At 63.4% G+C, this 13,412-nt stretch carries 12 protein-coding genes and 1 pseudogene; 8 read left to right on the top strand and 5 right to left on the bottom strand.

Annotation, left to right across the window (positions count from 1 at the left end):
- The 3 genes from FJV80_RS31395 to FJV80_RS31385 form a co-directional block, all read right to left on the bottom strand.
- Nucleotides 1-821 (bottom strand): FAD-binding oxidoreductase (locus FJV80_RS31395; protein ID WP_142878242.1); only part of this gene is annotated, 821 nt, incomplete at its 3' end.
- Complete coding sequence (locus FJV80_RS31390; protein ID WP_142878241.1) at nucleotides 818-1,303, bottom strand: DUF559 domain-containing protein; 486 nt, start codon at nucleotides 1,301-1,303, stop codon at nucleotides 818-820. The genes FJV80_RS31395 and FJV80_RS31390, both read right to left, overlap by 4 nt.
- Nucleotides 1,304-1,440: 137 nt before the next feature.
- Nucleotides 1,441-3,018 (bottom strand): trimethylamine methyltransferase family protein, encoded by a 1,578-nt coding sequence (locus tag FJV80_RS31385; RefSeq protein ID WP_142878240.1) that lies wholly within the window; start codon nucleotides 3,016-3,018, stop codon nucleotides 1,441-1,443.
- Nucleotides 3,019-3,288: 270 nt separating this feature from the next.
- Here FJV80_RS31385 and FJV80_RS31380 point away from each other — a divergent pair, with 270 nt between their 5' ends.
- The 8 genes and pseudogenes from FJV80_RS31380 (at nucleotide 3,289) to FJV80_RS31345 (ending at nucleotide 11,814) form a co-directional block, all read left to right on the top strand.
- The gene (locus tag FJV80_RS31380; RefSeq protein ID WP_142878239.1) at nucleotides 3,289-5,196 is read left to right on the top strand and encodes a phospholipase D-like domain-containing protein; all 1,908 of its coding nucleotides are present in this window, start codon (nucleotides 3,289-3,291) and stop codon (nucleotides 5,194-5,196) included.
- Nucleotides 5,197-5,255: 59 nt separating this feature from the next.
- Nucleotides 5,256-5,545 (top strand): annotated as a pseudogene (locus FJV80_RS31375) (MFS transporter); the annotation flags it as partial.
- Nucleotides 5,546-5,655: 110 nt separating this feature from the next.
- Entirely contained in the window at nucleotides 5,656-6,816 is a 1,161-nt protein-coding gene (locus tag FJV80_RS31370; RefSeq protein ID WP_142878238.1) for an MFS transporter, read from the top strand.
- Between the two features lie 78 nt (nucleotides 6,817-6,894).
- Entirely contained in the window at nucleotides 6,895-8,958 is a 2,064-nt protein-coding gene (locus FJV80_RS31365) for a prolyl oligopeptidase family protein (RefSeq protein ID WP_095772933.1), read from the top strand.
- A gap of 67 nt (nucleotides 8,959-9,025) precedes the next feature.
- Nucleotides 9,026-9,151, top strand: coding sequence for a capsid protein (locus tag FJV80_RS31360; protein WP_095772932.1), 126 nt, complete (start codon nucleotides 9,026-9,028; stop codon nucleotides 9,149-9,151).
- A 50-nt stretch (nucleotides 9,152-9,201) separates the two neighbouring features.
- Complete coding sequence (locus FJV80_RS31355) at nucleotides 9,202-10,581, top strand: aspartate aminotransferase family protein (RefSeq protein WP_095772931.1); 1,380 nt, start codon at nucleotides 9,202-9,204, stop codon at nucleotides 10,579-10,581.
- Between the two features lie 197 nt (nucleotides 10,582-10,778).
- The gene (locus FJV80_RS31350) at nucleotides 10,779-11,084 is read left to right on the top strand and encodes a hypothetical protein (protein ID WP_245318123.1); all 306 of its coding nucleotides are present in this window, start codon (nucleotides 10,779-10,781) and stop codon (nucleotides 11,082-11,084) included.
- Between the two features lie 85 nt (nucleotides 11,085-11,169).
- Nucleotides 11,170-11,814, top strand: a complete 645-nt coding sequence (locus FJV80_RS31345) for a cytochrome c oxidase assembly factor Coa1 family protein (RefSeq protein WP_095772929.1) — start codon at nucleotides 11,170-11,172, stop codon at nucleotides 11,812-11,814.
- A 282-nt stretch (nucleotides 11,815-12,096) separates the two neighbouring features.
- Here the strand turns inward: FJV80_RS31345 and mmsB are convergent, their stop codons facing one another.
- The gene (mmsB, locus tag FJV80_RS31340) at nucleotides 12,097-12,981 is read right to left on the bottom strand and encodes a 3-hydroxyisobutyrate dehydrogenase (RefSeq protein ID WP_142878237.1); all 885 of its coding nucleotides are present in this window, start codon (nucleotides 12,979-12,981) and stop codon (nucleotides 12,097-12,099) included.
- A gap of 50 nt (nucleotides 12,982-13,031) precedes the next feature.
- Nucleotides 13,032-13,400, bottom strand: coding sequence for a four helix bundle protein (locus tag FJV80_RS31335; protein WP_142878236.1), 369 nt, complete (start codon nucleotides 13,398-13,400; stop codon nucleotides 13,032-13,034).
- Between the last annotated feature and the right edge of the window lie 12 nt (nucleotides 13,401-13,412).

Genomic DNA, 13,412 nt, shown 5'->3' with positions numbered 1-13,412 from the left:
TCCTTTTCAAAGGTGCCGTGCTGGATTCGGTTGCGATCCTGGGTTGTGTAGATATCGCCGTTGAAGTCGAGCACGCCGATCATTTCGCGGCCCGTCGACTTGTTGAACTCCTCGACCTCCGGCATCGGCTCGGTGAGGAGGTACATGTGCTCCATGGCCAGCACGGGCAGCTCGACGCCGACCATGCGGCCGATCTCGCGCGCCCACAGGCCGCCGCAATTGACGACATGCTCGGCGTGGACCGTGCCCTGTTCGGTGACGACGTTCCACGTGCCGTCAGGCTGCTGCGTGAGATCAACGACGCGATTGCGCAGCACGATCTCGGCGCCGAGTTTCTTCGCCGCCTTGGAGTAGGCGATGGTGGTGCCGGACGGGTCGAGATGGCCTTCCACCGGATCCCACATGGCGCCGACGAAGTTCTTCTCGTCCATCAGCGGGAACATCGCCTTGGCTTCGGACGGCGTGATCAGCTCGGTGTCCATGCCGAGATAACGCCCCTTGGCATGGGCAAGGCGCAGGAAGTCCATGCGTTCCGGCGTGTCGGCCATCATCACGCCGCCGGTCAGGTGCAGCGAGCAGGACTGGCCGGAGATTTCCTCGATCTCCTTGTAGAGTTGCACCGTGTAGGCCTGCAGCTTGGCGACGTTGGGGTCGCCGTTCAGCGTGTGGAAGCCGCCCGCCGCGTGCCAGGACGAGCCGGAGGTCAACTCCGAGCGCTCGATCAGCATGATGTCGGTCCAGCCGGCCTTGGCCAGGTGATAGAGCACCGAGCAGCCGACGACACCGCCGCCGATGACAACCGCTTTTGCATGGGATTTCATGAAGATAGGTCCGTTTTTAGAGAAATTGAATCGGATAAGCGCAGCGCGAAGACGAAGCGGAGGTCGGAGACAGTGGTATCCTCGACCAGCCTGCCGTCAAGCGCGGCAAGAATGGCTTCACAGACGGAAGTACGATGTTTCAGAACGTCATGGTTCCAAAGACGCAGGATCGAATAGCCTTGGCCGCGCATGAAGTCGTCGCGGCGGCGGTCATGTGAACTGCCGGCGTGTTGCGAGCCGTCAATCTCAACGACGAGCCTTCGCTCGCGGCAACAGAAGTCAGCAAAAAAGGGGCCGATGGAAAACTGGCGTGTAAAGCGATAGCCGCCAAGCTTGCGCGCCTTCAGTTCAAGCCAAAGCAATGCTTCCGCCTGATTGCCTGCTTGCCTGAGGTTGCGCGCCCGCTGGGTTGTGCCTGTCTTGCGGCGACTGCGGGGTTGACCAGCGGCTTCCCCCACTCCGTCGCCGCTTCGCGGCGCCACCTCTCCCCCCTCCGGAGGGAGAGGAAGGGAGCCATCCGGGGCACGCTCGCGCCCTTCCTCTCCCCCGTCGATCGGGGGAGAGGTGTCGAGCGCCGCGCGACGGGGTGGGGGGGTCGACTGTTCATCAACAACATTGATCAAAAATCGGTCGGCGCGCCGCCTTCGGCTGTGCGCTTCTGGACGAAGTCGTTGAGTTCTTCGCGGATCGCCGGATCCATGTAGGGTTCTTCATAGGACGCCAGTCGTTCCTTCCAGACCTTGTTGGCCTTTTCGAGCGCCGTCGGCGAGCCGGCTTCCGCCCAGGTCTCGAAATTGCGCCAGTCGGAAATGATGGGCGAATAGAAGGCGGTCTTGTAGCGGTCCTGCGTGTGCTGGGTGCCGAAGAAATGGCCGCCGGGGCCAACCGACTGGATGGCGTCGAAGCCGAGCGCCTCTTCGGACAGGTCGAGCGGGGTGAGGAATTCGGCTACCATCTGCAACAGGTCGATGTCGAGAATGGTTTTCTCGTAGGAGCAGCGCAGGCCGCCCTCGAGCCAGCCGGCGGCATGCATCATCAGATTGCCGCCGCCCTGGATGGCGCCCCATAGCGAGAACACGCTCTCATAGGCCGCCTGCGCGTCGACCGTGTTGGCGGCGCAGGTGTTGGAGGTGCGGTAGGGGATGTTGTAGCGACGGGCAAGCTGGCCGCCGACAAGCTGCGCCTTCATATATTCGGGCGTGCCGAAGGCCGGTGAGCCTGACTTCATGTCGACATTGGAGGTGAAGCCGCCATAGCCGACGGGTGCTCCCTTGCGTACCATCTGGGCAAAGGCGATGCCGGACAGCGCCTCGGCATTCTGCTGCACCAGCGCGCCGGCAATGGTGACCGGCGCCATGGCGCCCGACAGGGTGAAGGGCGTGACGACAACGACCTGGCCCTTGCTCGACATCTGGATGATGCCTTCCATCATCGGCACGTCGAGCTTGAGCGGCGAATTGGTGTTGATGATGGTGAAGACGGACGGCTCCTCGAGCAGTTGCTCGTGGCTGATGCCGCGCGCGATCCTGGCGATCTCGATGCCATCGACATTGCGCTCCTTGCCGAGCGAATAAATGTGGAACACCTTGTCGGTCAGCGTGGCGAGGTCGCGGATGCATTCGAGGTGGCGCACCGACGGATGGATGTCGGTCGGTTCTACCGGATAGCCGCCGGTGCAATTCAGGATGTTGTGCATCTGCGCCAGGCGCAGGAAATTGCGGTAGTCCTGCTGGTTGCCGGGCCGTCGCCCGCGGTCGATGTCGGAGCAGTTGGGCGCCGACGCCATCATCGAGATGATCAGATTGTCGCCGCCAAAGCGCACATTATGCGCAGGGTTGCGGGCATGGATGGTGAATTCCGACGGGCAGTGCGAGACGAGTTCGAGGATCATGTCGCTGTCGAAGCGTACGCGCTCCGAGCCTTCGCGCACATCGGCGCCATGCGCCTTCATGATGCGGCGGGCTTCGTCGTGCAGGACGTCGACACCGATTTCCCGCAGTACGCGCAAGGAAGCGAGGTGGATCGATTCCAGCTCGTCTTCCGACACCAGCCTGGTCGGCGCCAGCGGGTTTTTCAACTGGCGGAAAGCCGGTTGCTCGAAGGCGGCCGAGCCTCCAGCGCGCTTTCCGGCGCGGCCGCCACGGCGGGCACGGTCGGGTGCCAGAGCCGGTTCCAAGGGGTTTAGGGCGGCGGTCATGATGGTCCTCGTAGGATGCGAATAGCGGCCGGCATAATGGACCGGCGACCCGCCAGCCATTGCGGAGGCGGCGACCACTAGGGCGAGGGAAGCGACATGCCTGAACGGCAGCCGTATGGCTGCGACATTGCCCGGTCCACAGCGTCGCGCTCAACGAGTGCCGAGCGCGATGGATATCGACGGGTCGTACGTTACAGTATCGTCTTTTACTTCTGACATACTCGCTACTTCTGACATACTTGCGTGCCGAGTGTCTCTGGAGGGACAGCCATGCCTGACGTCGTCAAAGTGCGTGCCGCGACAAACAACGAAGTCGCGTTCCTTTCCTGGGACATAGACGGGATGATCCCGGGCTGCCTCGGTTTCGAGATCGTGCGCCTCTATCCCGGTACAGGCGAGGAGCGCTGCCTGGCCTCCTGGGTGCCCTTCAAGGGGCAGAGGAACAAGGACTGGATCCCGCAGGATACCGGCGTCTGGCCGGTGCAGAAGACATTCTGGCGCGATCTCACCGTGCGGCGCCGGCGCGACAGCATTGACGTCAGGCCGGACGGCGAAATGATCGCCTACCGGGTGCGCCCGGTCGGCGACATGAAGCCAGGCCTCGATGCGGTGCCGGTGCGCCCTGATCAGATCGTCGACGGCAAACCCGCCTACACCGGCACGGCGCGCCCGCTCGGTTATCTCGGCAAGGGTGCGGTCAGCCCGCCGATCTATCTGGGTCAGATGTTCGGCAAGGCGCGCGTTGCCTTCACCAATGGCGTGCTGTCGACGCAATGGATGTCGCATGCGCTGCAGGAGGCCGGCATCAAGGTCGGGCAGCGCGACAAGATCAGGGCAGTGCTGCAGGACCCGACGAGCAAGATACGGGCCTATCTGCATGGCGATGTTCCCGACGTGCTGACCAGCCTCCTGAAGCGGGCCAAGACCGAAGGCGGCACCGTCAGGCTCGCGCTCTATGAACTCGGTGACGACGAGCTGTGCGATGCCATCATCGCCGCCAAGGACGCCGTCGAGGTCATCCTTTCCAATTCGGGCAGGGACGACGAGACCAAGGCCTGGGATGCCGGCAATGCGCCATACAGGAAGCGCCTGCATGACGCGGGCGTCGTGGTGACGGACCGCCTGTTCAACAACAACCACATCGGCCACAACAAATTTGCGGTCTACCGCGATGCCCACGGCAAGCCGCAAGCAGTGATGACCGGCAGCACCAACTGGACGTCGACCGGTATCTGCGGACAGTCCAACAACGCCTTCATCCGCGACGACCCGGCGATGGCCGAGATATTCGACGCTTATTGGCAGCGCATGAAGGCCGACGTCTTTCCGCCCCCGGCCTCGGAAAGTGCGGCCGGTCGTGTCGCGCAGACACAAGGCGTGCCGTTCCGCGGGGAGAACCACATGCCCAATCCGCTCAACGGCGCCACCGCAGCGCTGGACGGCATGACGGTCTGGTTTTCGCCCAACGACCCTGACCGCAACAAGAAGGACATCTCCGTGCGGCCGGTCGACCTCGCGGATGTGTTTGCCCGCATCAAAGCGGCGAAGCGGGCGGTGCTGTTCCTGGTGTTCAATCCCTCGCTGCTCGGCGACAACTCGATCGTCGACCAGGCCGTGGCGGCGGCCAAGGCCGATCCGAACCTGATCGTGCAGGGCGCGATCTCTGACCAAACCGCCATGCCCAACTATGTCGCGCCGACCAAGGATGCGGTCACCCACAAGTCGAACAAGGACGGCAAGGCGCCGTTCGTCTATCCGGAGAAGGTCTGGGAAGCGCCGAACGTCTCCATCGTGCGTGCGGCAAACCTGACCGGCGCCACGATCGCCCGCGACTTCCAGGCGGAGGTGCTGACCGTCGGCCATGCGATCGTGCACGACAAGATCGTCATCATCGATCCGATGGAAGACAACGCCACCGTCATCACCGGCAGCCACAATCTCGGTTACAAGGCGTCCTACGAGAACGACGAGAACATGGTGATCGTCGAGGGCGACAAGACCTTTGCGGCCGCCTATGCCGTGCACATGCTTGACGTGTTCGACCACTACAAATTCCGCGCCTGGCGCAGGACAATCGGCAAGGGGCCTTCCGACGACGACGGCCTCAATATCGACGACAAGTGGTTGAAGCCATACGCCGACGGCAAGAAGGGCGCGATTGCCCGCTATTTCCCGTAGTGCCGCCGGGCCGGGGATCCGCCATTCATTCCAGTCCGCGGCCGCTCGGCCAGAGCCGCGCCTGCGCGGTGGCGACGGCAATCTGCGCGGCGCTGCTGCTCACCATGCCGTTGATCTGGGGCGGTGTTGCTGGTGATGCGCGCGGTCGGCTACAGCGTATATGCGATGGCATTGGGGCACGCTGCTCGTCACCGGCAATGCGGCCTTCGCCCTGCTGTGGGGCGTTGGCGGCATTGTCTGCCCGCCGGGTGCCGGTCAGCTGATGCAAGGCATCGGCCCGCTGGGCCTGCCCGTGGTGATCGCCGGTCTCGATGCGGTACTGGTCGCCTTCGCCTTGTACCGCTCCTAGCAACGTCGAGCCTCCTGACATGGATCTGGCTGGAGCAAGCGCTTTCCGCCGGCGGGGCTTTCGGCTGTCTGGCCGAACCGTTAATCCTGCCGGGCACCAACGGTAGGACCATGGCCGCGGCGGATTCGAAAACTGGCGAAGGAATGCAATGGGCGGCGATCACCGGCGTGATCGCGACCGTCTCGGTGTTCGCCATCGCGCAGGGTCTGTCCTATCCGCTGCTGAGCTTCATCCTGCAGCGCCAGGGCGTCTCGCCGGCGATGATCGGCCTGTCGGCTGCGATGACGCCGATCGGCTTCATCGTCTCTTCGCCGCTGATCCCGGGGCTGGCGCGGCGGTTTGGGGCGGGCCGCACGGCGCTTACTTGCGCCGCGCTCTCGGCCGTCGTGCTGGCGCTGATCGGCTGGACGCAGAATGTCTATCTGTGGTTTCCGCTGCGCTTCCTGATCGGCGTGGTGACCAATCCGCTCTATGTCTTGAGCGAAATCTGGGTAATTGCCCTTGCGCCGCCGGCCAGGCGCGGGGGCATCATGGGCGTCTATTCGACGATCATTTCGGCCGGCTTCGCGGCCGGCCCGCTCTGCCTGCTCGCCGTCGGTACGCAGGGATGGCCGCCCTTCCTCGTCGGTATTTGCGCCTTCGTGCTATGCGGCATGTGCCTGGCGTCGGTGCTGCCGCGCCTGCCGAAGGTGGACGAGGCCGGGCATCGGGTTTCCGTTCTGGGCTTCGTACCGATGGCCTGGCTGCTTCTGTTGGCGGTCATCGTGGCCGCGGGGTTCGAACAGGGGGCGCTGGCCTTGCTGCCGGTCTATGGTAACCACTATGGTATCGCGGAAGCCCGCATGTCGGCGCTGCTGTCGATGATGATCGCCGGCAACATTGCCATGCAGGTGCCGCTCGGCCTGCTGGCGGAGAGGCTGACCGCACGCCTGGTTCGGCTTGCCTGTGTTTCCTTGACCGTGCTCGGATGCGTGTTGCTGCCGCTTCTCATCGAAACGCCGCTGATCTGGCCGATGATCTTCGTCTGGGGCGCGGTCTCCTATGGCATCTACACGATGTCGATCATCGAGCTTGGCGAGCGTTTCACCGGCTCGACCCTGGTCGCCGGCAACGCCGCCTTCTCGCTGATGTGGGGCGTCGGCGGCATAGCCGTGCCGCCGCTGGCTGGCAGCGCCATGGATATACTGGGCGCGAGAGGCCTGCCGATCACGCTTTGCCTCATGTGCCTGGCCCTGGCGGTCGCGAGCCTCCCCGGTCGCGGCAAGGCCTAAATCCTTGGCAGCAACTCTTGAATATCGGACGCGGCATGTCGATGTTGCATGCCCAAGCGTTGCCTATTTGGAGATTCCATGACCAAGCCCATCGCCAAGCCAGAAGCCGATACCGCGGACCCCTTCCTCTGGCTGGAGGACAGGACCAGCAAACAGTCGCTCGACTGGGTGCATGGCCAGAACGAGATCGCGATTGGCGAATTGCAAGGCGATCCTTCGTATCAGGCGTCGTTCCAGACGGCACTCGACCTGATGACGGCCGAGGACAACATCGCCGTCGGCGCGGCAATCGCCGGCCATGTCTACAATTTCTGGCAGGACAAGACCAATGCGCTCGGCCTGTGGCGCCGCACGACGGTCGCTTCCTACAAGACCGAGAACCCGGTCTGGGAAACGATCATCGATTTCGACCAGCTCGCGGCGAAGGAGGGGATAAAATGGGTGTTCAGCGGCGCCAGCCGGCTCTATCCGGACTTCAGCCGCTGCCTGCTCTCGATGTCGCCGGACGGCGGCGACGCCAGCGAGATGCGCGAATTCGACATTGAAACCAGATCGTTCATCGAGGGCGGGTTCCGTGCGCCGGCTTCCAAGTCGGGTTTCGGCTGGCTGGACAAGGACACGGTCATCGTCTCGGCGGCCTTCGAGGAATCCGACAAGACCGAGTCCGGCTATCCGCGTGTGATCAAGCTCTGGAAGCGCGGCACCAGCCTCGAAGACGCAACACCCATTTTCGAGGCGCAGAAAGACGATCTCGCCGCCGGCGCGGGCGTCGAGTTCGACGGCGACAAGCGTCACGTGTTTCTGGCGCGGGCAATCAATTTCTTCGCATCGCACAGTTTCCTGCATCTCCCGTCCGGTGAGAACAGGCGCATTCCGCTGCCCGACGACGCCACCGACACATCGCTTTTCAAGGACCAGCTGGTGTTCGGGGTGCGCACGCCCTGGACGGCGCCGGACGGCACGCTGTGCCAACCGGACGGGCTCTATTCGCTCGATTTCGCCCACTGGATCGAAACCGGCGGCTTGGGCACCATCGAAACCCTGCTGGCGCCGGCGCATCGCGTGTCCATCGCCGGGCTCGCCAGAACGCAGGACCGGCTGTTCATCAGCCTGATGGACAATGTGCGCGGCAAGGTTCTCGTTTGCGAGCGCAAGAATGGCGCCTGGTCTCTGAAGCCGGTCGCGTTGCCTGAGAACGGCACTGTCGGCATCAGCCATGCCGAGCACTTCGGCTCCAGCGTGTCCTTCTCCTTCACCGATTTCCTGACGCCAAGCTCGATCATCTGGTCGGATGACGATGGCGAGACGCTCGCCACGGTGAAGTCGCAGCCGGCGCGCTTCGATGCCGCGCCGCTGATCTCGGAACAGTTCGAGGCGCGCTCGAAGGACGGTACGATGATCCCATACTTCGTCGTCCGGCGGCGCGACCAGAAAGGACCGGTGCCGACGCTGCTCTACGGCTATGGCGGCTTCGAAGTGCCGCTCTTGCCCGGCTATGCCGGCGTGCGCGGCAGGCTGTGGCTGGAGAAGGGCAATGCCTATGTGCAGGCCTGCATTCGCGGCGGCGGCGAGTTCGGCCCGGCCTGGCATCAGGCGGCGCTGAAAGGCAATCGCCAGAACGGTTTTGACGATTTTGCCGCGGTGGCCGAGGACGTCGTCAGGCGCGGCATCGCGACGGCAGGCTCGCTCGGCATCCAGGGTGGCTCGAATGGCGGCCTGCTGACCGGCGTTTCGCTGACGCAGCGCCCGGAACTCTTCGGCGCCGTCATCATCGAGGTGCCGCTGCTCGACATGCTGCGCTACACCGAATTGCCGCCCGGCGCCTCATGGATGGCCGAGTATGGCGATCCGTCGAAGCCGGAGGACGCCAGGTGGCTGGCCGCCTATTCGCCCTACCAGCACGTCAAGGCGGGGGCCGCCTATCCGCCGGTGCTGCTGACGACCTCGACCGCCGACGACCGCGTCCATCCCGGCCATGCGCGCAAGATGGCGGCTCGCCTGCAGGAGGCCGGCCACGACAGGACACTGTTCTTCGAGGAGACCGAAGGCGGCCATGGCGGGCGGGGCGACCGCCGGCCGCAGGCGGCGCAGACGGCGATGAAATATGTCTTCCTGCAGCGGGCACTGAGCGCCAAGGCTTAGAAGTATCCGTCATGGGCCAGGCAAAGGGTGGTTCACCTCGGCCAGCCTTTGCTCTAAGGTGCCTGGCATGGCTCCTGCTATGACCTTTGTCTGCACGTTCGGGGTCGCGGTGACACCGTCACCGCGCACGCTGCGTGCGGAGCTTTTGCGGCTGTGCGCCCGCATCGGTTATTCGCCACCCGCCGCCCTCTGATGCATTCGCCCCGGCGCCAACCGGACTGAATCCAGAGGAAAGATCCAGACATGACCTATCAGAATTATTCGCTGAAGCAGCTTCAGCAGATCGACGCCGCGCATCACCTCCATCCCTTCACCGACCACAAGGAATTGCGTGAGGCGGGTTCGCGCATCATCACCCGCGCCAATGGCCCGTTCATCTACGATTCCGAAGGGGTGGAACTGCTCGACGGCATGGCCGGCCTGTGGTGCGTCAACATCGGCTATGGCCGCGACGAACTGGCCGAGGCCGCCTACGCCCAGATGAAGGAACTGCCTTACTACAATTCCTTCTTCAAATGCTCGACGCCGACGCCGGTGCTGTTGTCCAAGAAGCTGGCCGAGATCGCCCCGAAGAACGTCAACCAGGTGTTCTACGGCTCCTCCGGCTCGGAAGCCAACGACACCGCCTTGCGTCTTGTCCGTCACTACTGGGTGATCGAGGGCAAGCCCGAGAAGAACCGCGTCATCTCGCGCAAGATGGCCTATCACGGCTCGACCATCGCCGGCACCTCGCTCGGCGGCATGGACGCCATGCACAAGCAGCTCAACGGAGCGGTGCCCAACATCGTGCATGTGATGATGCCCTATGCCTATGAGCTGGCGCTGCCGGGCGAGAGCGACCATGATTTCGGCCTGCGCGCGGCCAAATCGGTCGAGGACGCCATCCTCGAGGCCGGGGCCGACAAGGTCGCGGCCTTCATCGGCGAGCCGGTAATGGGTGCGGGCGGCGTCAAGATCCCGCCGGCGAGCTACTGGCCTGAGGTGCAGCGCATCTGCCGCAAATACGATGTGCTGCTGATGCTGGACGAGGTCATCACCGGCTATGGCCGCACCGGCGAATGGTTCGCGGCACAGACCTTCGGCATCGAACCGGACACCATCACCACCGCCAAGGCGCTGACCTCGGGATATCAACCGCTGTCGGCGCTGCTGGTCGGCGACCGCATCACCTCGACGCTGGTCGAGAAGGGCGGCGAGTTCAACCATGGTTACACATATTCCGGCCACCCCGTGGCCTGCGCGGTGGCCTTGAAGAACCTCGAGATCATCGAGCAGGAAGGCCTGGTCGATCGTGTCAGGAACGAAACTGGGCCTTATTTCGCCAAGGCGCTGCAGGAGCGTATCGCCGGGCATGATCTGGTCGGCGAGGTACGCTCGATCGGGCTGATGGGCGCGATCGAGATCGTCAAGGACAAGGCGACCAAGGAACGGTTCCTGCCGTCGGGAAGTGCCGCGGTGACGGTGCGCGACCATGCCATCGCCAACGGCATGATGCTGCGCGCCACCGGCGACACGATGATCCTGTCGCCGCCGCTGATCTGGACCCGCGACACGATCGACATGGCCTGCGAGCGGATCCGCAAGGCGCTGGATCTGGCGCAGGCCGATCTGCGCAAGCGGTAAGGCGAACCTCGACCGGGCGTTTCTTCAGGGGAACGCCCGGCCTCGAGAAACATGCTGCCCGATGGGGAACAAACGTTATCCTCCGCGCGTAGTGTGTCCGGCAGCAGCCATCCGGCCGCGACAAGGGGTTCATTTCCATGACAAAAACCGGCAAGAGCCGACGCGCGCAAGAAGCAGCCAGCATCGGCGCTGACCTGATGCTGGCGCCGCTGGTGGCGATGATGCGCCTGCCGTTGATGGCGATGGACAGCGGCAGCAGCCAGCCCTGGAGCACCGAAACCGCGCGTGCGGTGAACGAGAAGACCGCGGCAATCGCCGAGGGCGCGTTCGCGGCGCAAATGTCCTTCCTGCAATCGGCATCGCGATTCTGGCCGGAACTCCTTTCCGGTCGCACGCCGTCGCTGTTCAACGGCGTCGCGGCGGAACGGTCGATCAGCGCCGCGCTCAAGCCCGCCAGCCGCGCGGTGAAGGCGAATTTTCGCCGGCTGTCGTCAAAGGCTTGAAATAGACCCTGCGGAACTTTGATTTTGCGCATTGTCGAAATCATGGTCTAGAACCAATCGGTATAAGCACCGATGGGGGGACATCATGGCCGGACAACCGCTCAACCAGCCGGCTGAAATCCCGGCCGAGCTCGACCGCTGGAATTGGGGCGCCTTCTTCCTCAACTGGATCTGGGGCATCGGCAACAGCACCTTCATCGCGCTGCTGGCACTGATCCCGGTCGTCAACCTCGTCATGATCTTCGTGCTCGGAGCACGCGGCAGCCGCTGGGCCTGGCAGAACCGGGCCTGGCGCGACGCCGAGCAGTTCCGCAAGACGCAGCGCAACTGGGCAATAGCCGGCCTGGCTGTCTGGGTGCTCAGTATCGGGGGCTGTGCGACGGCGGTCGGCAGCATCCCCTTCATGTTCAAAGGCAGCGACGCCTACCACATGACCATGGACGCCGTGCGTTCCGATACCCGCGTCAAGGCTGCCATTGGCGACGACGTGACCGACAATTTCTGGGTCGGCGGCCATCTCAACGTCAGTGCGAACGGCACGGGCGACGCCCAGTTCAGCATTCCCGTCCACGGCGCCAAGGGCAAAGCCACCGTGTTATCCCATCTGGTCCGCAATGCCGGCACGTGGAGCATCCGCCTGCTTGTGGTCAGGGTCGATGGAGTGGACGCGCCGATTGTGCTGACCAACGAAGATCATGTGCCAATCCCGAACGCGGCGATCGGAATATAGACATCGGGGAGAAGTGGGTGCGGCAGAAATGCAAAAACCGCGCTCCATCGGGAACGCGGCTTTGCCAGATACGCATGGCGTTTCGCTACGCAAACACTTGGCGAAACTTACGGGCTCCGGTACGCGAGACCTGATCCGGAGCGCCGGGCGGATGCGATATGTCCGCCTCGCAGTCCGTTTTATAGGGACATCGTTACCGCAGAGTTATCGAGAGCTTAAGCAAATCTAAATTTGCGGTTCTTCTGCCGGGTTGATCTGGAAAAAACCCATCAAATCCGCTGGTTACGCTGGGTTGCCCCTGAGAAAATTAATTATGCCGGAGAAATCGGCGCCGCCGTACCCCTGGGCGTTGAACAGGGCGTAGAGCTGTGCCGCCTCGGCGCCAAGTGGGGTCACCGCGCCCGCGCTCAGTGCGGCTTCCTGGGACAATTTCAGGTCTTTCAGCATAAGGGCAGCGGCGAAGCCCGGCTTGTAATCCCTGTTGGCGGGTGAAGTGGGCACCGGACCGGGCACCGGGCAGTAGGTGGTCAAGGACCAGCATTGGCCCGAAGAGGTCGAGGCGACGTCGAACAGCGCCTGATGCGACAGGCCGAGCTTTTCGGCCAGCACGAAGGCCTCGGCGACGCCGATCATCGAAATGCCGAGGATCATATTGTTGCAGATTTTCGCCGCCTGGCCGGCACCGTCGCCGCCGCAATGGACGATGCGCCCGGCCATCGGCTTCAGGATCGGCTCGGCGGCGGCGAAGGCATCGGTGGAGCCGCCGGCCATGAAGGTCAGCGTGCCGGCCGCCGCACCGCCGGTGCCGCCCGAGACGGGCGCGTCGATGGAGAGCAGGCCGTGTTTGGCGGCAATCGCATGCGCCTTGCGCGCCGACTCGACGTCGATGGTCGAGGAATCAATGAACAGCGCGCCTTTTTTTGCCTTGGGCGCGATGTCTTCATAGACCGACAGCACGTGCTTGCCGGCAGGGAGCATGGTGATGACGACATCGGCATCTTTGACTGCCGCGATGGCGTTGGCCATCACCGTCACGCCATGCTCCCTTGCGACCGTAAGGTTCTCCGGCATGAGATCGAAGCCTAGAACCGCATGCCCGGCCTTTACCAGATTGGCGGCCATCGGATTGCCCATGTTGCCGAGGCCGATGAAGGCGATTGTGGTCATTGTGACGCTCCGTGGTTGGGTAAGGCCGTAGGCAGTAGGCAGTAGGGACTTTATTCTGGGGCAAGTTTGATAATGAGTTGGCGAAGCATTTTTCCAAGACCCTCGGTCGCCAATAGCATCTGATGAGCCTGATCATGCGTGGCGAGGCCAATGCGTTCAGCGATCTGGAGGTGTGTCTCGAACTCCTTCAGTGAGCCTTGGGCTATCCCGAGAAATTGCTGATGGGAGCCTCTGTTGTCGCGGCCATAGCCCTCAGCGATGTTGGCAGGGATAGAGGTTGCAGAGCGGCGGATTTGGCTGGTCAGGCCATACATTTCTTCTTTTGGCCATGTCTTGGTCAAGGAGTAGGTGGCGACGGCCAGATCCATTGCCTGCTGCCAAACGATAAGATCCTTGTAAGAATTGATCTTGCCGGTCATCTCTTGCCTACT

This window comes from Mesorhizobium sp. WSM4310 (assembly GCF_007003935.1).
Classification (GTDB): domain Bacteria; phylum Pseudomonadota; class Alphaproteobacteria; order Rhizobiales; family Rhizobiaceae; genus Mesorhizobium.
Note: the sequence above shows the minus strand (reverse complement) of the source record. Positions and strands in the feature narration are given on the sequence as shown.